Here is a 23,256-nt window from a genome sequence, read left to right on the forward strand (position 1 = left end):
TCGACACGATCGTCGGAAGGACTGCGATCAGGCCGCCAAGGCGGACGAGAATTCCCAGAGCAGACTTTATTATCCCCGGTGCATAGAGCAGCTTCCGGGCAAAACGCGGCAGGGGAACCACGGAATCCACCCCCGCCTGAGGGCCGACTGCCAGTCCGAAAGTCTGGTTACACGATCAGTCGCCGCAATCGCCATCACTATCTGAGAAATTCCAGAGCTGTAACCGCATTGCAATAACTCCGCAATCAAATTGTCACATTTGGTTGTTACGTTTCAGCTAATCTTCGTTTTCTGCAGTTCGCGGCCTGTTCCCACAGGGGGCAACCTCTGGGCCGTACCTCAAAAACTTTTTCTGATTCAATTTTGGAGGATTCTTGTGATGCACTCTTCGCCGAGCGGACGTACCCGTCTGTTGCAACTGGCTCTGTCATTATTCATGTTGATTTTTGTCGCCCTGGCGCACGCGCAAGACGGCGCCAAACTTACCGGCACAGTCATTGACGGGCAGGGCAAGGGGGTCGGGAACGCCCTGGTTACGGTGAAAGGCGGCGGCGTAACACGAACTGCTCGTGCGGATGCCAATGGCGCCTATTCGGTCGATGGTTTGCCTGCAGGGACCTATGTGGTCGTGGCGGATGCTTCAAGCTTTTCTACTGCCACCACAGGCGGAGTCAAGCTTGCAGCCGGACAGTCGGAACAACTCGAACCGCTGACATTGAGCGTCGCCTCTGTGGCGGAGCAGATTACGGTTAATTCCGGGATTGAATCGATCGCGGCGGAGACTGCGCCGAGCGGCGGATTCGTTGAAGAACGTTCGGCCCAGTCGCTAATTTCCGATACTTACGTTGAGAATTTCACGTCGCCGATCGCTGATTACGGCGAGATCGTGCAGATTGTTCCGGGCACGTTTACGTTGAGCAGCGATGGAATCGGCCTCGGCCAGAGCAAGACTTACTTCCGCGGCTTTCCAGATGGCGACTTTGATATCGATTTCGACGGCGTTCCGTTCTACGATACGAACTCTCCCACGCATCACTCCTGGGCGTTCTTCCCGTCGCAATGGATCGGTGGCGTCGATTTTGATCGCAGCCCCGGATCAGCTTCCACCATCGGGCCTACGCCTTTCGGCGGGTCGATCCATCTGCTGTCAAAACCGATGGGGAATGAACAGGACATTCGCGGCACGGCTTCTTATGGGACATGGAACACGAAGCTGTTCGATGGCGCTTACAACTCCGGCAGCTTCGGGCTGTTTGGCGGACCAAAGAAGTCCAATCTTTTTGTAGACATTCACCATATGACGTCGGACGGGTATCAAACCTTCAATTACAACACTCGCAATGGTGGTTCGCTTTTGTATCAGTATTCGTTCTCGCCACGGACGGTGCTGACGGCGTTCAGCGGAGTCATCTGGCTCGATGCGAACACCTATGGGTTGAATCCGACGCGCTGCCAGACGCTGGGATTGCCGACGGGGGGGACTTATACCTGTACGGGCGCCAACTCCGCATTTATCGGAGCAGGTTACAAGTTCATGATGACCAACAACTCCGACCCGGTTAACTGGCTCGACTATCAGTACAACAACTACCATGTGCCGACGGATTTTGAGTACGTTGGACTGCGGAGCGAATTGGGCCACGGCTGGTATCTGGAGACAAAGCCATACACCTATAACTACGACAACGCCGAACTTTTCACCAACGCTACTCCGATCACCGAGGCCACCACAGTTAACGGATCGAACACATACAACGGTGTGAAGATCGCTCCGTGCAATATTCAGGTCGTCAAGAGGGGTGTCTCGGCGCTGCCTTGCGGGGTGGACAAATACAACAGCTATCGCAAATATGGCGAGACATCAGTCTTGTCGCAGACCTCAAGCGTCGGTGTGTTTCGCGGTGGCCTATGGTACGAGTGGGCGCGCACCGACCGTCACCAGTATCCCAGTGATCCCCTGAACCACTGGACAGATCAGGCACTTCCGAATTTTGCCGAGCAGTTCTGGACCAACTCCTATCAGCCTTATGCGGAGTATGAGTATCACGCCACGCCGAAGTTGAATATCACCGCAGGAACGAAGTTCGCGGCATACGCGTTCAATGTTCTGCATCACGCTGACAATGGCAAAACGGTGGGCAATCTCTGCGGTCTTGGACAAACAACCGGATGCCCAACGACTGTAACCGACACGGGCACCTTCAAGGCCTGGCTGCCTTCGCTCGACTTCAACTACCGCATCCATCCGAATTTTTCGATCTATGCGCAGGCAGCAACCGGCAGCATCGTACCGCCGAGCAATGTTTACGATTTCAACCACACGCCGAGTGCGGCGGTTCCGACGCCTGGGTTGCTGACACCGCCGAAGCAGCAAAAATCAACCACCTACCAAATCGGAACGGTGATGAAGCTGCAACGGTTCACGCTGGACGCGGATGCCTATCGTGTGCGGTTCCAGAACAGCTACAGCAGCGTCATTGATCCCACAACCTCAGAGACGGTGAACTTTCTGCAGCCGAGTTCGGTAACCCAGGGTGTGGAGTTTGAAACGACTGCCGTGCTCGCGCGCGGCCTCAATCTCTACCTGAATGCGACAGCGGCCAACGCCTTTTACGTTGGCAAGTTGAACGCAGGAACCCTTGCATCGCCGTACCCAGTGCGGGCTCCGGGAGGCCTATGGGTGCAGCAGACTCCGGCGGATACCGAGATGCAGGGAATCACATACCAGAGCCGAGGCATGGACCTGGGCTTCTTCAACAAACGCGTGGGCGAGCAGCGCGTGGATGCGGGCGCATATCACAACCAGGCCATCATCAGCCCGTTCAGTACCGCCAACGCTTACGTGAACTACACGGTGCGCAACCACTCCATCTTTGACCAGACGAAGATCAGGATAAGTGGCAATAATCTGCTCGACCAGCACAACATCACCGCACTCACTTTGGCAGGAACGTCAACAGCGAACCTGATTCCAGGCACAACCTATGTGGATCCTTTTAACCAGACCACGACAATCAGCGGAAGCGACAATCCCACGTTTATTCCCGGGCGCAGTTTTATTCTTTCGGTGACATTCGGGTTCGCGCCGAACGAGCGGAAGTAAACAGAAGCTACATTCACCGATACGTCATAAGACCCGGCCACTGAGCCGGGTCTTTTGACGTATGGGCATTTTCTGGTGACGACATCCAAATCGAGTTGGCCCCTCGAGAAAATCAGCTGTGAGCGAAGAGCCGATTGCCGAAGATCAGGAGCAGAAGGCCCAGGATGATGCGGTAGATCGCAAAGATGGTGAAGCCGTGGCGGCGAACCCAGGCTAGAAACCATTCGACCACGCCGAGGGCCACGATGAACGAGACAACGAAGCCGATCCCAAGTACGATCCAGTTTTGGCTGGTCATGTGAACTTCTGCGACGGGCACCGCCCCTGCGGCCAACGCTGATTGGCTGGGGTGGATGGACTTAAGCAGGTCCCAACCGGTGGCGGCGATCATGGTGGGAATAGAGAGCAGGAAGCTGAACTCGAGCGCCGATGGGCGATCGAGACCGATGGTCTGGGCAGCAGCGATGGTGGACATCGAGCGCGACGTGCCGGGGAAGATGGCGGACAGCGACTGGCAAATGCCGATCCAAATGGCCTGGCCGAGACTCATTTCCTCGACGTGAAGAGTGTTGGGCTCGTAGCGAGACGAACGCGCGTCGATGACCCACATGATGATACCGCCGAGAAGTAATGCCCAAGCCATAACGGCTACGCTGCCCAGATGTTTTTCGCTGACCTTGTGGAGAGGCAGCGCGATGATCGATGTGAAGAAAAAGGCAATAAGCGTGAGAGAGATCGGATGATTCTTCCAGGTGCGATCTCCACTTTCGCCCTGGGGGAAGCTCTTTACGAAGCCGACTATGCGCTCGAGATAAAGCAGCAGGAGCGCGAAGATGGCGCCTGCCTGGATGACGATGGTGTACATCTTCCAATAAGCGTCATCGAGGGGGATGTGCATCATGGCCTCGGTGAGGCGAAGGTGTGCAGTAGAACTGACGGGCAGAAATTCGGTCAAACCCTCGACAATGCCGAGAAGTACCGACTGGATGTAGACGTTCAAAAAGCCTCCGGTTTTGATGGGTAATAAGGCGTATCCGTTTTGGATGATCGCCGGCTATTCTCTGTCATTGCCGTAAACGGCGATACCCTGATCCAATTTGAACACGAGCATTGAGGCCCGCGCCGTGTAGTCGGACTGAGGGAATTTTTCTCGTAACCTTGCAGCGAGTTCACGCGCGCGATTGTGGGCGGCATCGCTTTTCTTGTCGCTGTTATCTGCCGCATACATGTTGGTCAGGACGGCCTCTCGATAAACCGCCTGGTAGAGGGCCTGGGGGGCACGCGGTCCTTCAGGATGTTCACCCGCATACTTTTCGTAGATTTCAGCTTCTTTTTCGGGACACTTCTCCTGGCCTTGCCAGTCGCCGCAGAGCTTGTTATCGAGCAGCTCGTAGGCAGCGAAGTCGGCCTGCTTTGTGCCCGGGTAGTACTTGATCACCTTCCTCATGGCGTCCTCGTCCATCTGCTCACGCAGGTAGGGTTCTTTTTCTTTCGCGGAAGGGCGGCTGGAGGAATCGGACTTTTGGATCTGCCAGAGAATGTCGGCGGCGCGCCACGCGGCCTCAGCGTCGAGCGGTGAGTTGGGAAACATTTCGACGAGGCGGCGATAGAGCAAGTGGGCGGTGCGTGCGGCATTGACTGGGCCGCGCGGATCGGAGGCAAGGGCTTCCTGGTCGGCTGCGGCCCCCATCAGGATCTGGTCACCGTTGGCGGTATTTTCGATGACGACGCCTTTAGCCTGCATCCACCCGGAGATAGGGGGAGGGGTGTCATTGGTGTCGAAAATGGGAGCGTCGCTGGTGTGTTCTTCTTCTATGTCGGTGTTGGCGTAGACTCGCAGCCATTCGCCGTTCTTTTCGGCAACGACCATCTCGCGTCCGATCTGCACGCGGCCAACTTTTTGCGCTTCGACGTTGGCGGAGACGTAGAGCCATGTAACGCGGAGGGCGGTAGCGCGGGGGCCTGCCATGGGCTTCTGCAGATTGTCTTTCTTCTTTTGTGCGGCCAGAGGCAGGGCACAAAGAACGAGGCAGAGGAAGGGCATACAAAGGGCGCGGAATCGTGAGTTCTTCACAGGAAAGATCATAGTCGAACGACGTTACGCGCCGGTTTCTGTGAGCACCTGAGCTAGCAGGGCGGGGTCGACGTTGCCTCCGCTAACGATAGCTACGACGTTCTTGTACGACGGAAGCTGTGCCGCGTGGAAGAGCAGCGCGGCAGTGGTGACGGCTCCGCTGGGCTCCGGTACGATGCGCGCGCACGCGATGATGGCACGCATAGCAGCGCGAATCTCAGCTTCGGTTACGGTGATGATGCCGTCGACGAAGGCCTGGATGTGGGCGAAGTTGCGCTCGCCGACACTTTGAGTGCGGAGGCCGTCGGCGATGGTGCGCGAGGTCAGTTCCGCGGGCCACGTAACGATCTTGCCGGTGCGGAAGCTCTCAGCGGTGTCGCCCGCGAGCTCAGGTTCGACGCCGAAAACTTTGACGTTGGGGCACAGACGTTTGACTGCGGTGGCGACTCCGCTGAGCAGACCTCCGCCAGACACGGGAGCGAGAACGAGGTCGACGTCGGGCAGTTGGTCGATAATTTCGAGGCCGCAAGTAGCCTGACCGGTAATGATCTGTTCATCGTCATAAGGCGGGATAACGACGTAGCCGTGCTTGCGAACGAGTTCTTCGGCCTTGGCGAGGCGCTCGCTGGAGGCTACTCCTACATCGACAACTTCAGCGCCATAAGACAGGGTTGCGGCGCGTTTGATGGCGGGGGCATTCGACGGCATCACGATGACAGCTTTAGCGCCGACCTCGCGTGCTGCGTAGGCGACGCCCTGGGCGTGGTTGCCGCTGGAGTAGGTGATGACGCCGCGGGAGATTTCTTCCGGCGTTAGCTGGAGAATCTTGTTGGAGGCGCCGCGCAGTTTGAAGCTGCCGATGGGCTGAAGGCTCTCTAATTTGAGCCAGACTTTGGAGTTGATTTCGGGCAGATACGCGCGCACGAGCGGGGTTTTGACCGCAATGCCGGAGATGCGGTCGGCTGCTGCGCGAATGGCGTCGAGGGAGACGAGAGTATCGGAGGCGACGGTCATGGGAGGTACTTCTCCGGGACGGGATTGGCGGGTGTTTGCGCTTGCCAGACAATCTCGATTATGTGCCATTGCTTGCCATCGAAGATGGCCTGGATGGAGTTAATGCCACGATCGATTACTTTGCCTTCGGGCGGCTTACCGTCGGGAGTGGTGCGGGTTTCGTAGGTGCTCCAGAGATGGGCCATGTGGTCCCATGTTTCGGCGCTCACCTTGACCTGGCGCTCGTAGAAAACGGCAGTGCCGCGTTTGGCTACAGCGTCTATCCAGTCCTGCACTGTGAGGATGCGGGGCGTAGCGGTGCCGTCAGGGGCAATGCGAATGGGGATAAGCCGCGCGTCGGGAGCGAAGAGTCCTCGGAAACAGGTGCGGTCCTGATCGCCGGGGCCGCTGACTGCGGCGTCTATTGCTTCGACTAGCTCGTCGAGAGTGGAGGCGGACGGACAAACTGTAACCTTTGGCGGCGGAGCGTCGGGGGTTTGCGCGTGAAGTGTGGGTGCGAGAAGGGCAGCGGCTAATGCGAAAAGCGAGAGGCGGCGCATGAGGGAATTTTACAAGTACTAATCGAATTTGAGAGAAAGCGATACGAATCCAAGCAGATCCTTCGCTCCGCCTACCCCATGAACACTTGGTGTTCATGGGGCCCCAAAGCGCTCCGTTCAGGATGGCACGCGCTGGTTGTTGGCTTTCTACCCGTACTTCGCTCCGGATGACAGGGTGCTGAATGGGACGACGGATCGGCGACGTTGAATTGGAGTTCGGACCGTCAGATTTCGAGAATGATGGGCATGATCATGGGGCGGCGGCCGGTGGTTTTCTGGATCAGGCGCTTTAGGTCTACGCGGACTTTTTCTTTCACCATGCCGTAGTCGGTCTTCTGTTCGCTACTGAGGCTGTCGATGGTTTTGAGGACTACCTGGCGGGCCTCTTCGGTGATGTCGGCACCGCCGAAGCCGCGCATGACAATCTCCGGTTCGCGTTCAATCTTGCCCATCCGCTTGTTGATGGCCAGTACCGCCAGGACGATGCCGTCTTCCGAGAGGATACGGCGGTCGCGGACGACAAGGTCTTCAACAACATCGATGGTGGAGCCGGAGTCGATGAGGATGCGGCCGGCGGTGACTTTATCTTTTTTACGGGCGTCGGTCGCGTCGAGTTCGAGTACGTCGCCGTCTTCAATGACTAATGCATGTTCGACGGCGCCCGTTTCCATGGCGAGCTGGGCGTGACGGCGCAGGTTCCGGTAGTCGCCGTGAACCGGGATGAAGAACTTGGGGCGTACGAGATTGATGAGGAGGCGCAGCTCTTCCTGGCATCCGTGTCCGCTGACGTGGATGAGGCCATGGGATCCGTCGTCGAAGATGACGTTGGCTTCGCGACGACTGAGGTGATCGATGACGCGGAAGATGCTCTTCTCGTTGCCGGGAATGATACGGGAGCTAAGCACGACGGTATCGCCGGCGTCGATGTGGGCATGCTTGTGGTTGTCGACCGCGGCGCGGCTGAGGGCGCTCATGGGCTCGCCCTGGGTGCCGCTGATGAGGATCATAAGCTCGTCGGGCGGATAGTCGCGCATCTGGCCGGGGTTGATGACGAGGCCGGGCGGAACTTCGATATAGCCGAGGTCCTGCGCAATTTCAGTGCTCTCCATCATGGAGCGGCCAAGGACGACTGCTTTGCGGCCGTGTTTGCGCGCGAGCTCGAGCGCGATGCGAATGCGATAGATGGAAGACGAGAAGCAACTGAAGAAGAGCTTCTTCTTTGTCTGCGAAAAGATTTCGTGGAGGCGGGGAATCACGGCGCGTTCGCTGGGCGTGTATCCGGAGCGTTCGACGTTAGTGGAGTCCTGCAGCAGGGCGAGCACGCCGCGTTTGCCGTATTCGGCGAAGGTGTGCAGGTCGAAGGCCTTGTCGTCGAGTGGCGCGAGATCGATTTTGAAATCGCCGGTATGAATGATGACGCCTACCGGAGTATCGATGGCGAGGGCTACGCAATCGACCAGGGAATGCGTAACGCGAATGGGCTCGATTGTGAAGGGGCCGAGGGTGAACTTTTCTTTCGGCGTGATCTCGATAAGCGTGATTTCATCGAGGAGCTGGTGCTCTTCAAGCTTGCCTTCGACGTAGGCCAGCGTGAACTCAGTGGCGTAGACGGGGACTTTGAGTTCGCTGAGGATCCAGGGCAGTCCGCCGATGTGGTCTTCGTGGCCGTGGGTAAGGATGATGGCGCGGACGTGCTGCCGGTTCTCAGTGAGGTAGGTGATGTCGGGCACGACAATATCTACGCCGAGGAGCTCCGTTTCAGGGAACATGAGGCCGGCGTCGATCACGATAATGTCGTCTTCCCAGCGGATCGCAAGGCAGTTCATTCCGAATTCGCCGAGGCCGCCGAGGGGGATGATTTTCAGCTTATTTGTTTGCATCTGTCACATTCGATGCTAACAGGCGACCCGCTGCACCAGAGAGGGTTGGATGACTCAACTTTTGGTAACCAGCGGGCAATCCAAACGCACAATCGCCGGCGTACCTATTTTGAAGTTCGAATCGACAAGCCGGGGCATTTTCCTCGAATGGATTGACCGACCATTCGACAAGCTGGGAAGCGGTTACGGGTTTTGAACTTGAGGGGTGTCTACTGCCGAGAAATCTTGTGATTGCGGGATGGGGAGAACGGTAGGCGCGAGGATTGATTGGGCTTTTGCTTTTATGAGGGGAGACCCCTACAATACGTCTGGCTTCCTGCCGCGACTTTGAATGACTGAGAATCCTCGCAATCCGGGACCGGCTTCGGGCGGTACCGACAACAACGATCAGGCGAATCGCATGGGAGACGGCATTACGCCTTCCATTGACGGAGTGTTGCTTGGTCGAGTGAGGACAGACGATCAGCGGGCTATGACGGAACTCTTCGATCGCTACGGGAGCATGGTGTATTCAGTCGCTTTACGCGTGCTGAACGACCCGTCGCAGGCAGAAGACGTTATGCAGGAGATTTTCTTTCAGGTTTGGCGAAATCCGAATGCATTTGTACCGGGGCGTGGTTCGCTGGGAGCGTGGCTGGCGGTGATGGCGCGCAATCGGGCAATCGATTCGCTGCGGCGAAGAAGGCCGACGGATTCGGTGGACGATGTGATCCTCGCGTCTTCCTCGGATCTTGGGTCGGAAGTTGAGCGCAACCGGATGATGGAGAAGGTCAGAGTGGTATTGAAGGACCTTCCGGCGGAGCAGCAGAAATCGGTCGAACTGGCATTTTTTGAGGGGTTGACGCACTCCGAAATTGCGACAAGGACGGGCGATCCCCTGGGAACCGTAAAGACCAGAATCAGATCGGCATTGATGACTTTAAGAAAGGCGATCACCGCATGATGCAGGACGAACACATACCGCAGGAGGATCTGGTCCTCTACGCAATGCAGGCCATGCGATCGCATGAGCTCGCGGCGGTGCGTGTTCATCTGGATCGCTGTGCGGAGTGCCGACAGGCGTTGGCCGAAGTGAACGGCGATCTTGCTTTGCTGGCGGTAAGCGTCGATCCCAAACCGTTGCCGGAGGGTGCGCGGGAGCGATCCATTGCACGGATGACGTCAGAGCCTTCTCAGGCGGCGGGCGCTGGTTCTTCAGTGATTGGGATCGATTCGAAACGTCCGGCGCGACATGCGGCGGTGTGGATCGGGTGGCTGGCTGCGGCAGCCTCGTTGTTGTTCGCGTTTTCGCAGGAGCAGAAGGTGCGCTCGTTGAACGAGCAGTTGGCACAGCAGCAGCAAGCCGCGGCACAGCAAGCGGAAGCAAATGCACGCGCCAAGCAGGTGCTTGATGTGCTGACGGCACCGACGGCGAATCGCGTTTTATTGACAGCAGCAAAAGCGAAGCCTGAACCTTCAGGACGCGCAGTTTACCTGGCTGAGAGTGGCGGGCTGGTGTTCCAGGCCAGCGATCTTGCACAGCTGGCGCAAGACAAGGCATACGAGCTTTGGGTGATTCCGGCCAATGGACAGGCACCGATTGCAGCGGGCACGTTCCGGCCAGATGCGGCGGGAAGCGCGAGCGTGTTGATGCCTCCGCTGCCAAAGGGTGTTCCGGCGAAGGCGTTCGGGGTGACCATCGAAAAGGCCGAAGGGTCGGCGACACCGACTACTCCCATCATTCTGGTTGGAGCTGTTCCCGCTTCAGGCGAATAAGCGCGTATTCTGTTGTGGCATCGTGGGCGGCCCCGCAGTTGCCGGCGAGTTTTGCTCGCGAGCGCATCGAGAATCCCTGGAGTGTCACGCCATGAGACTGAATACTTATTTGAACTACGGCGGCAATTGTGCCGAGGCGTTCCGGTTTTATGAGGAGCATCTGGGCGGCAAGATCGGGATGATGATGAAGCACGGCGATATGCCCGATCCGAGCAAGGTCCTTCCCAACATGGAGAACGCGGTGCTGCACGCGACCATCACGATCGGCGAGACGATGCTCATGGCCAGCGATGTGCCGCCTGATCGGTGGAAGCCCATGCGCAGCGCGTATCTTGCGCTGAATGTTGCAAGCGACGGCGATGCGGAGCGGCTGTTTGCGGTGCTGGCTGAGGGCGGAGAGGTTTTCATGCCGATGCAGGAGACATTTTTTGCGACGCGATTTGCGCAACTCCGCGACAGGTTCGGCACATCATGGATGCTGATTCATGAGAGGCCGATGGGTGGGAGGCCGCAGTAGGCTACACCCAGCACGTGTGCGATTCTGCTAGCTTGGTTGTGGGCTGACCTATGTATCGAGTTTCCAGCTTTGCGCTCTGCGTCGCCATTGCGTTTTCTTCCTTGAGTTTTGCTGCTACCCGAAATCCAGAAAAGCTGGAAGTTACGGGGTACGTGTTCACGCGCGGAACGGCTCTGACGCCGGGGCAGGTGGATGCGCGCTATCTTACGCGTATCAACTATGCGTTCGCGAATATCCAAAGCGGGCGCATGGTGCTGGGCGCGCCTGCGGACGCGCAGAATTTGGCACAATTGACGGCGCTGCGAAGATCGAATTCCCGACTGACCGTATTGGTGTCAGTGGGTGGATGGCTGTGGTCAACGAACTTTTCTGACATGGCGCTGACGACGCAGAGCCGAGTTGCGTTCGAAGACAGCGTGATGGAATTTCTCGCGCGTTACGATCTTGACGGGCTGGACATTGACTGGGAGTATCCGGGTCTGCCGGGAGCGGGGCATCCGTTTCGCGCGGAGGATAAGCAGGACTTTACTGAACTGCTGAAAGAATTACGGGCGCGGTTCGATGCGGAATCGAAAAAGACGCACCGGCGGCTCTATCTGACCATCGCGATGGGTGCGGGCGATGACGTGCTTGCGCACGCCGAAATGCGAAAGGTGCAACGGTATGTGGATACAGTCAACCTGATGACGTATGACTACTACGAAGCGGGTTCCGATGCGACGACGGGGCATCATGCTCCGTTGTTTGCCAATCCTGCCGATCCAAAAAAGGTTTCGTCGGACGAGACCATACGCGCGTACGAGAAAACGGGAGTGCCGGCAGAGAAAATTCTTCTTGGCGTTCCGTTTTATGGTCGCGCCTGGGGCGAGGTTGCGGATGTGAAGCATGGATTGTTCCAGCCGGGGAAGACAATCGCGGGAGTCAACGCGCAATACAGCGAGATCAAGGCGAACATGCTAGCCGAGGGACAGGGATTCACGCGGTACTGGGACGACGCAGCCAAGGCACCGTATCTCTACAACGCCGACAAACATATTTTTGTGTCGTATGAGGATTCAGAATCGCTGACAGTGAAGTGCAAATACATCCGGAGCCACAAGCTGGGCGGCGCGATGTTCTGGGAATATTTCGGCGATCCGAATGAGACGCTGCTCGAAACGCTCGACAGAGAACTGGGACGGAGCACGCAGGATAATCAAAACATTCAGTAGAGATGAGGATTAAAGGTCGGTGCCCACCCGGAATTATAGGCAACGCCCAGTGAACTTTTATCTTCAGCGAGTTCTGGTGCTTAGTCGCCATTCTGCGGTCGGCGTTCTTGACAGAATTTTCAACGGCGGTCGCGACGATGTTTCGGTTCGATATCGTAGCAAGATCATTGGTTAGATGTAGGAGTCCGCGAAGAGGAATTCCCACGAGCTGTCGAGGTAGAGCCAGCGCTGGCCGCTGAACCAGCTGGTAGGGAGCGATGGAACATGAAGCAGGGCGTGTCCTCCCATGCAAATCATCTCGGTTCCGTTCCAGCCGAGGAAGGTGCGCGAGGCCAGACCGACTGTGGCCGGGTTGGTGACGCGGCGCAGGCAGACCGGGCATCGTTTGCGCTGATCGGCGATGGCCCAGCGGAATCCGAAGAGACAGATGGTGAAGCCCCAGAGGAGTTGGAGGCACTCGGCGAATGGCGAGTAACCGGTGGTGTTGCTGTATGCGAGGTCGAGCGACGCGGCGTAGCCAATGGCCGCGATGAGTGCGAATTTGGCGGTGAGAAACATAATGCGGTTGAGACGCTGTTTCATGGACGGACGATGAGAGCTGACGTGGGAATCTCCGAGAGAGACGGACGTGACGGCGGGAAGAGCCACGAGAGCCAGAAAGATGGCAAATTCATAGATGCCCCACGGACCTTCGACCGGGGCATCGATATGAGAGCCATTGAGGTCGATTGAAATGCCGTTCTCATTGAGCGCGCTGATTCCGATGCTGGAGCCGGTCATTTCAGACTGACCACGCGCAGAGAGATGGGCGAACAGGTATCCGCTGGTTGTGGGAGAGGTTGCGGAAGAGTTTGGTTCAAGTAGCCAAACGTCGGGCGATCCGGGAAGCTGCCAAGCCCCGGCGGGAGCAACCCCTGCGATTTGTGCTTTAACTTTGCCGATGCGCATTGCGCGGCCAGCGATGTGCGGGTCGCCTGCGAAGGAGCGCATCCATGTGTCGTGACTAAGAACGACGGAAGGAAGGCCGGAGCCTGTGTCTGCTTGATTTTCGATGGGCAGGCCGAGGAGCGAGAAGAGATTTTCGGACGAGTGTGCGACGTTCCACGATGTTGTAACGCGCCCGGTATTCGCCGATTCGCGCGAGAGGCTGTAGAAAGCAAGATCCTGGAAATATCGCTGGCGCGTAGTTTTCCAATTATGGAAGAGGGCAGAGGAGATGCTGGGCTGGTTGTCGTCGGCTGCAGCTTCGCTGACGAGGAGCACGCCGGGGCTGATCTGGTAGCGGTCTGCTTCGTTCTCGGCCGCGACGCCGGGAAGCAACTGGGAGATGACGAAACATAATGCAAGCGCAGCGAATAGCCACAGGAGCGTGTGCGCAGCCGAACCGTGGATGTGCACTGGCGCGGGATGTCCTTTTTGGGGTTGAGTTCGCAGGCAGAGCGCGTCGGAAAAAGCGCCTAGGCAAAAGCCGGTGATTTCGCGCTGAGCTTCCCACGAGAAAGTTTCGTCGACGCCGATGCAGGAGCGGCGGACATGCCAGAGTTCCGCACACCATTCGCGGCGCCATTCCTCTCGCTGGATGGTGGGAACAATCAGTGATGCAGCGCGCAGAAGCGCGTCGTCGAACAGGGAGATGACCACGTCGGATGGCTGCTTCATACGGTTTTGGCCTCCTCGGTCGAGATGAGGCGCTCAAGCAGTGGATAACGTTTGCGGGACGCCTCGAGTGTCGCTCTACCTGCGGCGGTGAGCTTGTAGTACTTGCGCAGAGGGCGCTGTTCGGCGTCGGCGATGGACTGGCGCTCCCATTGCGAGCGAATGAGTTCGTCGCGTTCGAGCCGGCGCATGGCGGGGTACACGGTGCCGCTGGGGAGACCCGTCATTTCCATGATGCTGAATCCATAGAGGTAGTCGGCAGAGATCGCCTGCAGGATCATTGCGGCGGTATGCGAGAGTTTCGCCTCGGCGGCCATGCGCAGGATTCTACCTATGTAGCAATCTACTTGACAATGGTAATTTTACCATTATGCTGAATGCTACATAGGGTAGTAAACAGGAGGTTGATTTTGCTTGAAGTCCAGCATCTCTATCGCAGTTATCGAACTATTCCGGCAGTTGAGGATGTGAGCTTCAAGGTGGCTGCGGGGGAGATTGTGGGTTTTCTCGGGCCGAACGGCGCGGGGAAGTCGACCACGGTGAAGATCATCACGGGGATGCTTCGTCCGAATGATGGAAAGGTGTTTTTCGAAGGCAAGAACATCCGCGAGGACATGGTGGGCTATCGCGCTTCGCTGGGATATGTACCGGAGGAGGCACAACTCTATGCGTATCTTTCCGGACTTGAGTATCTGCAACTGGTGGGAAGGCTGCGCGGACTGGGCGAGGCGTTGATTGAGACGAAGGCAACTGGTTTGTTGAAGTTGCTGCATCTGGAGTCGTGGCAATATTCCCCGATTTCGTCATACTCGAAGGGGATGCGGCAGAGAGTGTTGATTGCGGCGGCATTGCTGCATGATCCGAAACTGCTGATTTTCGATGAGCCACTCTCGGGCTTGGACGTGGCGTCGGCGCGGCTGTTCAAGGATCTGCTGGAGATGTTGGCAAAGGACGGCAAGGCGGTGCTGTACATTTCGCACGTGCTGGAGACGGTTGAGCAGGTGTGCAATCGGGTGATCGTGATTGCGAAAGGGCGCGTGCTGGCAGATGCGGCGCCTTCGGAGTTGAAGTCACTGATGAGTTTGCCGAACCTGGAAAGCGTGTTTGCGCAACTTGTGGAGCAGCAGGACACGAGGGTTGTTGCGGAAAAAATCGTGGAGGTCATGCAGATTCATGGCCGATGAATTTCAAAGACTATTGGTGACGCGCGATGCGGTGCCGGCAGTTCTTTCGCTGAATGTGCAGGCTGCAATGGGGCCTGTGCGCGAACCAGAGCGCAGCCAATTTGTACTGCTGATGAGACTTTTTCTGGAACGGTTTTTCAACCACGAGACGGCATCGGCGGATGGGGAAGGAAAGACACTTCTGGTGCAACTGGCCGTTGCGACCGGGATCCCGGGATTCATGGTGGGCTTGTTTCTGTGGCCGGTGTATCACCCTGTGATCGTGTGGCCGCCGCATCCGGATACGATTCCGGGGCCGCCGCCTTACTGGGTGCAGATGAATCATCACTTCTTCTTCGTGCTGTATTCGTTTGTGGCAATGGGGCTGATCACGGTGTTTGAGTGGGATCTGTTTTTCCCCGATCTGCTGGATGTGCTGGTGCTGGGGACTCTGCCACTGGAGCAGCGAAGAATTTTTCTGGGGCGCGCAGCAGCTATCGGCATTTTTATCGTGGGGTTCTTGTTCGACGCTAACTTTCTTGCTTCGCTGATGTTCCCGGTTGTGGCGGATCCGGTTTATATGCTGAGTTTTCTGACCGGTCATGTTGCCGGAGTTGCGGCGAGCGGGCTATTTGCGGCGTTGTTTATTGTTGCGCTACAGAGCTTGCTGCTGGCGGCGTTGGGCGAACGTTTGTTCCGCAAGATCTCGCTGGTATTGCAGGGGGGAGCGGTAACGGTGCTGGTTATGTTGTTTCTGCTGTTCCCTGTTCTATCGGGCGTTACGCCGGCGCTGCTGCAATCGCATAACAGCGTGGCATTATGGTTTCCGCCGTTCTGGTTTCTAGGGATGTACCAGATGCTTTTGGAAGGCGGTGCTGCATTGCCGATCTTCCACGAGCTTGCCGCGAGGGGGTTGGCGGTATTGCTTGCGGTGGCGGCGATTGGGATGGTGGCGTATCCGCTGGCATATTTTCGGCGGGTGAGGTACCTGCTGGTAGGAGCACCACCGCGCGCACGGCGTAACAGTGTGTTAGCGCCATTGAATGGCGTGCTGCACGCATGCCTCGTACGAGATCCCATTCGTCGCTCGGTGTTTCACTTCATCAACCAGACGCTGCTGCGGGTTCAACGCTATCGGATCTACTTTGTGCTGTATGGAGGGGTGGGGCTGTCGGTGCTGATTGCTACGGTACTTCGGCTTACGGTGGTCGGGGGGCACTTGCGCGCGGAGGCTTCTGCCGATGGGATCCGGGTGGCGGTGGGAATTGTGGCGTTCTGGGTGACGACAGGGTTGCGCACGGCATTTGTTTCACCCGGAAATCAGCGGGGGAACTGGATTTTCCGGTTCACGCATGGAAGGCCGGCAAACTTTGATGCAGCGATGGATGAACTGGTGGCGGCCAAGTTATGGGTGCTGCTTTGCGCGCTGACAATCACTGAGGCGGCAGTGGTCGTGCTGCGATTGGCGGCACCGTCGGAGTTGCTGAGCCTGCCAGCGATGGCTGCGCAGTTGCTGGTGGGTGCGGGAATAAGCGTGCTTCTTACAGATGCATTTTTTGCAAACGTAATGATGGTGCCGTTCACGGGTGAGCCGGCGGCGGAAAAGCCGAACATTGCATTTACGCTGCTGAAGTTTTTTACGTTCTTTCCGCTGGTGACGGCGGTTGCTCTCGTTGCGGAACAGTGGATCGAACAGGGGTGGCTACATTTCGGGGCGGCAGTGATTGCGATTGTGGTGAGTCATTTGTGGTTTCGGTACCGGCATCGGGAACAGGTGCGGCTTCACAGTGCGCAGGCAGAGTTGGAAGAGGGGGAAGACGATTTTCCGATGCGACTGGGGTTGCGGTATTGAATCCGTTTCGGAAACGGATGTTGGGTAGTTAGCTGGCTCGTGCAGGATCGGTCGTGGTTTCGCCGGGGAAGTGGACGCCGAGGGATTTGCGGGCTTCTTCGAGCAGGTGGGCCATTCCTAGCGAGAGATCGTGAGGGATCACGGGACTTTCGCGAAGGCCGCTGCGAATGAGTTCACAGAAGTGAGCAGTTTCATAGTTGAATCCGCCAGAGGTGTAGGGTTCGTGCAACTCCATGATGCGACCGTCGACGTAATGAAGACTGGCGTGAGTGGGGTTCCACCATTTGGCGTGAATGAGGACATATCCTCGTGGGCCGCAGAGCAGCGCGTCGCCGAGACTGAGCAAGTCGATACCGGTGTGAAGCTGGGCCATTCCGCGTTCGTGCTCGGTTTGAAAAATAGCGAAGTTATCAACGCCTACCGGACTAAGACGGCCCATGGTCTGCACGCGTTTGAGAGGACCCAACCAGTCGAGTGCGAGAAAGGCTTCATAAGGACCGATGCCCATGATGCCGCCTCCGCCGAGTTCGGCGAAGTGGAGCGGGTAGTCGGGGCCGACGGATGAGTCGCAGTGACCGGCGCGGACGAAGCCGATGAGGCCGACAGGGTCATTCTTGAGGTGCTCGCGCAATTTCTCGTACAGGGGGAAGAACGGCGGCTTCATGGCTTCCATGAAGAGGCGGTCGTGGGTGTGGGCGGCGGCAAGGATGTTTTGGAGTTGAAGCACGTTGAGGGCGGCGGGCTTTTCGCAGAGAACATGTTTTCCGGCGGCAAGAGCCCGGATGCAGAACTCTGCGTGAGAGTCGGGATGCGTGGATATGTAAACGGCGTCGATTTTGGAATTCAGCAGGTCGTTGACTGTGTGAGCGACTTCAGGAACGGCAAACTTCTCTGCGTAGGCGTGAGCACGGTCGGGGTTGCGGCCCCAGACTGAAGTGAGAACGGCTTCTTCGACAGCTTGAAGACCGTGGGCGAATCGAGCGGCAGCGCGGCCAGGGCCGATGATGCCGAAGCGAATGGGTTGATTGAAGTGAGGCACGGGAACAGGGTAGCGCGTGAGGGGGGCAGTTTATCCGGTTGCTCCGTCACGATGATCTGAGAACTCGATCTTGCTTTCCCACCCATGCCGCAAAGACGCGTCATGGATGGGGTACCCCACGTTAGTACGGATTGATGCAGGGAAGCAGGTCCTTCGACTTCACTCAGGATGACAGGGTTTGTGGAGGCGCTAGCGCAGGAGGTCTTCGAGGGTGGTGCTCAAGTCGGTTTTTTCGTCGCGGTATTTGACGATGACGGGGGCGTAGAGAGAGAGACCCCAGGCTTCGGCGTTGGGGTGGCACTTGCCTTTGGTGACAGGCCGCGATCCGGGGACAACGACGGCGTTGGCGGGGATGATGAGCGGCGTCTCCACGGTGGCACGGATGGTGGTGCCGTGGACGAGATCGAAGACAGGCGTGCCGCGGGTGAGGATAGTGCCGGAAGCCAGAACCGCGCCGGCACGCACGATGGTCCCTTCGTAAACGCCGCAGTTGCCGCCGACGAGTACGTCGTCTTCGATGATTACAGGGCTGGCGTTGATGGGCTCCAGGACTCCTCCGATCTGGCAGGCGGCGCTGAGGTGTACGCGCTTGCCGATCTGCGCGCAGGAGCCGACAAGGGCGTGAGAATCAACCATGGTTCCTTCGTCAACCCATGAGCCGGTGTTGATGTAGCTGGGGGGAACACAGACCACTCCGCGCGCGATGTAGGCACCGGCGCGGATGGAGGAGCCGCCCATGACTACGCGAATGCCGTCGTTGGCGGTGAAGTGGCGTACGGGATAGGTGTGCTTGTCGACAAAGGAGAGTGCGCCGGCGGAGAAGTCTTGAAGGGTACCGATGCGAAAGCCGAGGAGGATGCCTTTTTTGACCCATGCATTGACGCGCCATCCGGTGGGGGCGGCGGGATCGGGTGACGCTGAGCGGAGTTCGCCGCGTTCGAGGGCATTGCGGAGGGCGACGAAGGCTTCCATCGCGGTGGGGTCGGTGATGGCGGAGGCGCCTGCGGCGAAGTGGCGCTCTATGTTTTGTTCAAGTTGGTCGGGATACATTTCGTTATGAGTTTAACAAGCGGGGTACAGGGCCATGTTCGTGCTGTCCCACCCATGACGCTCGTGCTTCCCCACCCATGACGCAAAAGAGCGTCATGGATGGGGCATTCAGGGTAGTGGGGACTGACGCGAGAAGAAGCAGGTCCTTCGACTTCGCTCAGGATGACGTTACCTTGTAGGTCTACGCGGCGCAGACTCTTGGTGGTAACTTGGTGCGCGGGCTTATGGCCAAGGATATGGGTTCAAGCTGGAAGCAGTTATCGCCTGCAGGGATCATGGCTAGCGGGACCGTGCGGTTGCCGGTGCCGTGGAGGTTCTTGGATTCAAGCCAGGCGCACAGCCTGGGGTCGTGAATTTCGGGTTGACCGTTCCAGAAGTCGGGTTTGAGTCCGCACTGTATACGAAGATGTCCAAGTTGTAGCTCAATATTCTGGGTCCCTTTGGGGAAATAGCGGCGAACGTTCTGTGTTCCCACATGCAGACCTGTGACGCCGTGACCTTTACTGTGTGTTTTGACGACCATAGGATACCTGCTCATGAATATCGGGTGAGAGTAAATCGACTAGAGAAACAACGGCTACAGTTTAGGTCGAGCGTTGGTCGCGATTAGCCCGTATTGGGAAAATTGGCTTCTCGAGCCCGAACGTGCACACGTATTTCGGTCGGGATGGCTGAAAATACTCATTCGTTTGAACCGGTTAGCATGTCGGCAAATGGAGTGGCTCACGAGATGCGCCGCAAGTAAGACCGATGATGCACCGACTGGATGAGTCGAGTCATGTACGGCGAAACAATATTTGGAAAATTTCGGTATGACGGGGCGATTATTCGGAGTGATCTGGCGCCCGCGCACGTGGCTCTTATGCTTGCAAGGAGATCGCTTCGCGAAGGGCGGCTGCAACCTGCTGCTGCTGGTGCGCGGTGATGCGGTTGAAGAAGGGAATCGCGAGAGTGCGGGGGCCCATGGATTCTGTGACCGGCAGAAAAGTTGAGGCTGGGGCAATGTATTCGCGCCATGCGGGCTGTTGATGGATCGGGGCGAAATAAGTAGAGGTGGCTATGCCGAGGTTGGCAAGCAAATCCTGAATGCGGGCTCGGTCAGTGCCTTGAGGTAGCCGGACTACATAGACGAACCAGCTGATGGTGCATACCGGCAGAGTGAGCGGGGGCAGTTCAAGGCCGGGGATGTCGGACAGGAGAGCCTGGTAGCGTTCAGCGGCGGAGCGCCGGAGAGTGAGTATGTCGTCGAGTCGGCTGAGTTGAACGCGACCGAGGGCGCAGGCCATTTCCGAGAGGCGGTAGTTGAAGCCTATGTCGGGGTGATGCAGCCAGTCGCTTGCTGGGGCTGATGCGTGTGGTGCATGCGGGTTGGGGTGCCTGCCCCCCAATTCATCGACAGAAACCCGTCGCTGGGGACTCCGGCCTTGATTTCGCAGGCTCCGGAGGCGGTCGGCGTGGGCCTGGGTGTGGGCGAGGACTGCTCCACCTTCGCCGGTGGTGATTTGCTTGTTGGGATAGAACCCGAAGACCGACAGATCACCGAAGGTGCCGACGCGGCGCTGCTGAAGTTCTGCACCGAGGGCTTCGCAGGCGTCTTCGATGATGACGAGTTGATGACGATCTGCGAGTTCGCGCAGGCCGCGCATATCGGCGGGGATTCCGAAGGTGTGCACTGCGAGGATGGCGCGGGTTCGCGGGGTCAACGCGCTTTCAACGGTGGAGGGCGTGAGGTTGAGCGTGAGCGGATCGATGTCGGCGAAGACGGGTTGTGCGCCGACGAGCAGAACAGCGTTGGCTACCGCAATGAAGGCGAAAGAAGGGACGACGACCTCGTCGCCTTCTGCGACGCCGAGAGTGAGCAAAGCGATGTGGAGGCCTGCCGTGCCGCTACTGACGGCGATAGCGTGGGGGATGGAGTGGTAGTCGGCGAGCGCTGATTCGAATGCGGCGAGTTCGGGACCGAGACTGAGGTGTGGCGTGCGCAAGACTGCGGTGACGGCGTCGACTTCGGCTTCGGTGATGTCAGGGGAGGACAGCGGGATGCTCAGACTCAAATTCGTTTTCTCAAATGGGCAAGTGAAAGTTAGCGGCGCTGCGCATGTCAGTAAGTTAGCGCGTATTTCGCACGGAGATCGATGCAGGTTGCTTGATTAAGAGATTTTCGAGAGGGACGGTAGCGAGGACGTTGGAAATGGTGGTTGCGGCTGTGCCGTTTCCATAGGGGTTTGCCATGCTTTTAAGTTTGCTGCGGAATGCCGGTGTGAGAGCGTGTTTGAGCGCGGCAGCAATGGCCGCGACGTCGGCGGGAACGTCGATGATGTTCGGAGCGCGTTCGCGACCTTGCTGGCGCATTCCGACGTTGACGACGGGAAGTCCGAATGAGGCGGCCTCCATGATTCCGCTGGAGGAGTTGCCAATCATGGCATCGACTTGGCCGAGAAGACTCCAATAGGTGACGGCATCGAGATTCACGAAGATGTGAGTGTCGGGCCGCGCAGCTGCGAGGGTACGCGTGCGCTTGATGAGCGCGTGGCTGCCGGCATCGGTGTTGGGGTAGACGAAGATCAATTGCCCGGGCGCCGCCGCTAGCGCCGCGAAGAGCGCATCAGCTTCGGTATTGGTATCGCGAAGGATGGTGACGGGGTGCCACGCAGCGAGTATGCAGGGCGAGGCGAGTTTAAGGTTGAGCCGTTTTTCGAGAGCGGCGCGATTGATGAGGTTTGAACGGCGCAGATGATCGAGCGACGGTGCGCCGGCATGGTGGACGCGCCAGGCTTCTTCGCCCATGGAGATCACGCGGCGGCGTGCAGTCTGCGTAGAAGTGAAGTGGATGTGCGCGAGCTTGGTGAGGGCGTTGCGGACCTGGTCATCGATGGCGCCTTGGCTAACTTCTCCGCCTTCAATGTGAGCGATGGGGATGCGGAGAGCGAGCGCGACGCAGGCCGGGGCCATCATTTCGTAACGATCGGCGATGAGTAGGATCAAGTCGGGGCGCCACGCGGTCAGCGTGTCAGCCAGGGAGAGGATAGCGACGCCTATGGTTTTGGCCATGCCGGTATCGGTGTCAGAGCTCAGAAGGCACTCAATACGCGCTTTGATGGGAAAGCCTTCGCGCTCGATTTCGGCAATTGTGTTGCCGAATTCCGGGGAGAGGTGCGGGCCAAGGGCGATGACTCCTAATTCAATGTCAGGGCGTGCGGCGAGTTCGCGGAGTGGCCAGTAGAGATGGCTGTAGTCGGCTCGCGAGGTTGTTACAACAGCGATTTTTCGCTTGGCTTTGCGCGCCTTACTCATGGGTGACCTGCGTCGCTGTTATGGAACGCAGCCGGAGAACTGTGCTGCTGGGAGAATAGTCGGGCACCAAGATACGCAGGGCGTTGAGCGATGCGGAGAGGTCGCGGGTTTTCACGGTATTACGCAACGTGGCGAGAGCGCTTTGCAGTTGGGAACGTGGAATTGATGGTGAATCGAGACGGATGAGGCCACTGGCATTTGTGGGATGGGGTGTTTCGTTCGCGGACCATAGTTGCTCGGTCTCTTTGTCTCCGGCGCGCAGGTGGGTGAACTCGATGGAAGGTTCGTGATCTGGCGCGAGGGTATGCGCCATGAAGCGTGCCAGGTCGGCGATGAAATGGGGAGCAGGGAGATCAGGCGCCAGTAATGTCGGTAGCTCAGCGGCGGCGGAGATCAGAAGATTCACGGCCTCCTCGATGGTGAGGAAGTACCGGCGCGCAGCGGGATCGGTCACGGTGAGCGGAATACCGGTAGCGAGCTGGCGGGCGAAGACTTCAGTTACGCTGCCGTCGCTTGCAAGGACGTTTCCGAGCCGGAGGACGGTTCCATTGGAAGAGAGGATTATCTGCTCAGCGGCGCGTTTAGTCGCGCCCATGATCGAGGTGGGATTGACAGCTTTGTCGGTGGAAAGAAGAACAATGCGCGCACGATTTGCCGCGGCAGCAAGGGACAGAGTTTCGGTTGCAAAGATGTTGTTTGCGATTGCCGCGAAGGGTTGATCTTCGAGAAGCGGGACGTGTTTGTACGCAGCGGCGTGAAAGACGAGGCGTGGACGGTGCAATGAGATGATCTCGTTCAGAAGAAACTGATCCGTTACGCTGCCGAGATAGAACGTTGCCTGCAATGGATGGAGGCGGTCTGCGAAGTTGCGTTGCAGTTTGTACAGATTGTTTTCGGAAGATTCAAGAAGGATGAGGTGCGCCTCTTCGGCGGCCAATCGAAGCGCCAGCGCGGATCCGATTGAGCCTCCGGCGCCGGTGATGAGAATCGGGTGGTTGACCAGAGTGGTGATGGACTCAGGAGCTGGCGCGGGTAGCTGAGGACGAGCGAGGAAGTCGTGCCAGTGGATGGATTCGAGCGGGAAAGTCACAACTCGAAGTATAAATTGC

General features: G+C 57.9%; 21 protein-coding genes. 8 read left to right on the forward strand and 13 right to left on the reverse strand.

All coding sequences use genetic code 11. The features are described 5' to 3' along the window. Positions 1-379: 379 nt before the first annotated feature. Positions 380-3,103 (forward strand): TonB-dependent receptor, encoded by a 2,724-nt coding sequence (locus P8935_RS09250; protein WP_348265322.1) that lies wholly within the window; start codon positions 380-382, stop codon positions 3,101-3,103. A gap of 112 nt (positions 3,104-3,215) precedes the next feature. Here the strand turns inward: P8935_RS09250 and P8935_RS09255 are convergent, their stop codons facing one another. The 5 genes from P8935_RS09255 to P8935_RS09275 form a co-directional block, all read right to left on the reverse strand. After that, positions 3,216-4,103 carry an undecaprenyl-diphosphate phosphatase gene (locus tag P8935_RS09255; protein WP_348264708.1) on the reverse strand — a complete coding sequence of 296 codons (888 nt, stop codon included), beginning with the start codon at positions 4,101-4,103 and terminating at the stop codon, positions 3,216-3,218. A gap of 54 nt (positions 4,104-4,157) precedes the next feature. Continuing rightward, entirely contained in the window at positions 4,158-5,072 is a 915-nt protein-coding gene (locus P8935_RS09260; protein ID WP_348264709.1) for a hypothetical protein, read from the reverse strand. Positions 5,073-5,201: 129 nt separating this feature from the next. Further along, positions 5,202-6,191: a threonine/serine dehydratase gene (locus P8935_RS09265; RefSeq protein WP_348264710.1), complete on the reverse strand. Its 990-nt coding sequence runs from the start codon at positions 6,189-6,191 to the stop codon at positions 5,202-5,204. Further along, complete coding sequence (locus tag P8935_RS09270) at positions 6,188-6,730, reverse strand: hypothetical protein (protein ID WP_348264711.1); 543 nt, start codon at positions 6,728-6,730, stop codon at positions 6,188-6,190. The genes P8935_RS09265 and P8935_RS09270 overlap by 4 nt, the downstream gene beginning before the upstream one ends. Positions 6,731-6,954: 224 nt before the next feature. Beyond that, positions 6,955-8,610, reverse strand: a complete 1,656-nt coding sequence (locus P8935_RS09275; protein WP_348264712.1) for a ribonuclease J — start codon at positions 8,608-8,610, stop codon at positions 6,955-6,957. A gap of 49 nt (positions 8,611-8,659) precedes the next feature. On the opposite strand from P8935_RS09275, the gene P8935_RS09280 reads away from it, so the two are divergent. From P8935_RS09280 to P8935_RS09300, 5 genes are all read left to right on the forward strand, one after another. Further along, on the forward strand, positions 8,660-8,806 hold the full coding sequence (locus P8935_RS09280) for a hypothetical protein (RefSeq protein ID WP_348264713.1): 147 nt from the start codon (positions 8,660-8,662) through the stop codon (positions 8,804-8,806). 135 nt (positions 8,807-8,941) lie between these two features. After that, positions 8,942-9,553 (forward strand): sigma-70 family RNA polymerase sigma factor, encoded by a 612-nt coding sequence (locus P8935_RS09285; protein ID WP_348264714.1) that lies wholly within the window; start codon positions 8,942-8,944, stop codon positions 9,551-9,553. Beyond that, a complete protein-coding gene (locus P8935_RS09290; RefSeq protein WP_348264715.1) occupies positions 9,550-10,365 on the forward strand; it encodes an anti-sigma factor in 816 nt (271 codons plus the stop codon). The genes P8935_RS09285 and P8935_RS09290 overlap by 4 nt, the downstream gene beginning before the upstream one ends. 91 nt (positions 10,366-10,456) lie before the next feature. Continuing rightward, the gene (locus P8935_RS09295; RefSeq protein WP_348264716.1) at positions 10,457-10,882 is read left to right on the forward strand and encodes a VOC family protein; all 426 of its coding nucleotides are present in this window, start codon (positions 10,457-10,459) and stop codon (positions 10,880-10,882) included. Positions 10,883-10,932: 50 nt separating this feature from the next. Further along, positions 10,933-12,093, forward strand: coding sequence for a glycoside hydrolase family 18 protein (locus P8935_RS09300; protein ID WP_348264717.1), 1,161 nt, complete (start codon positions 10,933-10,935; stop codon positions 12,091-12,093). A gap of 171 nt (positions 12,094-12,264) precedes the next feature. Here P8935_RS09300 and P8935_RS09305 read toward each other — a convergent pair whose 3' ends face one another. Both P8935_RS09305 and P8935_RS09310 read right to left on the reverse strand, forming a co-directional pair. Then, positions 12,265-13,752 carry a hypothetical protein gene (locus P8935_RS09305; RefSeq protein ID WP_348264718.1) on the reverse strand — a complete coding sequence of 496 codons (1,488 nt, stop codon included), beginning with the start codon at positions 13,750-13,752 and terminating at the stop codon, positions 12,265-12,267. After that, entirely contained in the window at positions 13,749-14,030 is a 282-nt protein-coding gene (locus P8935_RS09310; protein ID WP_348264719.1) for a helix-turn-helix transcriptional regulator, read from the reverse strand. Before P8935_RS09310 ends, P8935_RS09305 begins: the two co-directional genes overlap by 4 nt. 129 nt (positions 14,031-14,159) lie before the next feature. On the opposite strand from P8935_RS09310, the gene P8935_RS09315 reads away from it, so the two are divergent. Then, a complete protein-coding gene (locus P8935_RS09315; RefSeq protein ID WP_348264720.1) occupies positions 14,160-14,933 on the forward strand; it encodes an ABC transporter ATP-binding protein in 774 nt (257 codons plus the stop codon). After that, positions 14,923-16,764 (forward strand): hypothetical protein, encoded by a 1,842-nt coding sequence (locus P8935_RS09320; RefSeq protein WP_348264721.1) that lies wholly within the window; start codon positions 14,923-14,925, stop codon positions 16,762-16,764. Before P8935_RS09315 ends, P8935_RS09320 begins: the two co-directional genes overlap by 11 nt. A gap of 28 nt (positions 16,765-16,792) precedes the next feature. Here the strand turns inward: P8935_RS09320 and P8935_RS09325 are convergent, their stop codons facing one another. From P8935_RS09325 to P8935_RS09350, 6 genes are all read right to left on the reverse strand, one after another. Further along, positions 16,793-17,803 carry a Gfo/Idh/MocA family oxidoreductase gene (locus tag P8935_RS09325; RefSeq protein ID WP_348264722.1) on the reverse strand — a complete coding sequence of 337 codons (1,011 nt, stop codon included), beginning with the start codon at positions 17,801-17,803 and terminating at the stop codon, positions 16,793-16,795. 189 nt (positions 17,804-17,992) lie between these two features. Continuing rightward, positions 17,993-18,853: a 2,3,4,5-tetrahydropyridine-2,6-dicarboxylate N-succinyltransferase gene (locus P8935_RS09330; RefSeq protein WP_348264723.1), complete on the reverse strand. Its 861-nt coding sequence runs from the start codon at positions 18,851-18,853 to the stop codon at positions 17,993-17,995. A gap of 181 nt (positions 18,854-19,034) precedes the next feature. Further along, the gene (locus P8935_RS09335; RefSeq protein WP_348264724.1) at positions 19,035-19,376 is read right to left on the reverse strand and encodes a hypothetical protein; all 342 of its coding nucleotides are present in this window, start codon (positions 19,374-19,376) and stop codon (positions 19,035-19,037) included. Positions 19,377-19,713: 337 nt separating this feature from the next. Further along, complete coding sequence (locus tag P8935_RS09340; protein ID WP_348264725.1) at positions 19,714-20,907, reverse strand: DegT/DnrJ/EryC1/StrS family aminotransferase; 1,194 nt, start codon at positions 20,905-20,907, stop codon at positions 19,714-19,716. Between the two features lie 55 nt (positions 20,908-20,962). Then, the gene (gene neuC / locus P8935_RS09345) at positions 20,963-22,147 is read right to left on the reverse strand and encodes a UDP-N-acetylglucosamine 2-epimerase (RefSeq protein WP_348264726.1); all 1,185 of its coding nucleotides are present in this window, start codon (positions 22,145-22,147) and stop codon (positions 20,963-20,965) included. Further along, positions 22,140-23,237 (reverse strand): polysaccharide biosynthesis protein, encoded by a 1,098-nt coding sequence (locus P8935_RS09350; protein WP_348264727.1) that lies wholly within the window; start codon positions 23,235-23,237, stop codon positions 22,140-22,142. Before P8935_RS09350 ends, neuC begins: the two co-directional genes overlap by 8 nt. Between the last annotated feature and the right edge of the window lie 19 nt (positions 23,238-23,256).

Source organism: Telmatobacter sp. DSM 110680 (assembly GCF_039994875.1).
Classification (GTDB): domain Bacteria; phylum Acidobacteriota; class Terriglobia; order Terriglobales; family Acidobacteriaceae; genus Telmatobacter.

Coding starts and splice junctions, on each gene's coding strand:
- P8935_RS09250 (WP_348265322.1), top strand. CDS start 380: ATGCACTCTTCGCCGAGCGGACGTACCCGTCTGTTGCAACTGGCTCTG.
- P8935_RS09260 (WP_348264709.1), bottom strand. CDS start 5,072: ATGGCAGGCCCCCGCGCTACCGCCCTCCGCGTTACATGGCTCTACGTC.
- P8935_RS09265 (WP_348264710.1), bottom strand. CDS start 6,191: ATGACCGTCGCCTCCGATACTCTCGTCTCCCTCGACGCCATTCGCGCA.
- P8935_RS09270 (WP_348264711.1), bottom strand. CDS start 6,730: ATGCGCCGCCTCTCGCTTTTCGCATTAGCCGCTGCCCTTCTCGCACCC.
- P8935_RS09275 (WP_348264712.1), bottom strand. CDS start 8,610: ATGCAAACAAATAAGCTGAAAATCATCCCCCTCGGCGGCCTCGGCGAA.
- P8935_RS09280 (WP_348264713.1), top strand. CDS start 8,660: ATGACTCAACTTTTGGTAACCAGCGGGCAATCCAAACGCACAATCGCC.
- P8935_RS09285 (WP_348264714.1), top strand. CDS start 8,942: ATGACTGAGAATCCTCGCAATCCGGGACCGGCTTCGGGCGGTACCGAC.
- P8935_RS09290 (WP_348264715.1), top strand. CDS start 9,550: ATGATGCAGGACGAACACATACCGCAGGAGGATCTGGTCCTCTACGCA.
- P8935_RS09295 (WP_348264716.1), top strand. CDS start 10,457: ATGAGACTGAATACTTATTTGAACTACGGCGGCAATTGTGCCGAGGCG.
- P8935_RS09300 (WP_348264717.1), top strand. CDS start 10,933: ATGTATCGAGTTTCCAGCTTTGCGCTCTGCGTCGCCATTGCGTTTTCT.
- P8935_RS09305 (WP_348264718.1), bottom strand. CDS start 13,752: ATGAAGCAGCCATCCGACGTGGTCATCTCCCTGTTCGACGACGCGCTT.
- P8935_RS09310 (WP_348264719.1), bottom strand. CDS start 14,030: ATGATCCTGCAGGCGATCTCTGCCGACTACCTCTATGGATTCAGCATC.
- P8935_RS09320 (WP_348264721.1), top strand. CDS start 14,923: ATGGCCGATGAATTTCAAAGACTATTGGTGACGCGCGATGCGGTGCCG.
- P8935_RS09330 (WP_348264723.1), bottom strand. CDS start 18,853: ATGTATCCCGACCAACTTGAACAAAACATAGAGCGCCACTTCGCCGCA.
- P8935_RS09335 (WP_348264724.1), bottom strand. CDS start 19,376: ATGGTCGTCAAAACACACAGTAAAGGTCACGGCGTCACAGGTCTGCAT.
- neuC (WP_348264726.1), bottom strand. CDS start 22,147: ATGAGTAAGGCGCGCAAAGCCAAGCGAAAAATCGCTGTTGTAACAACC.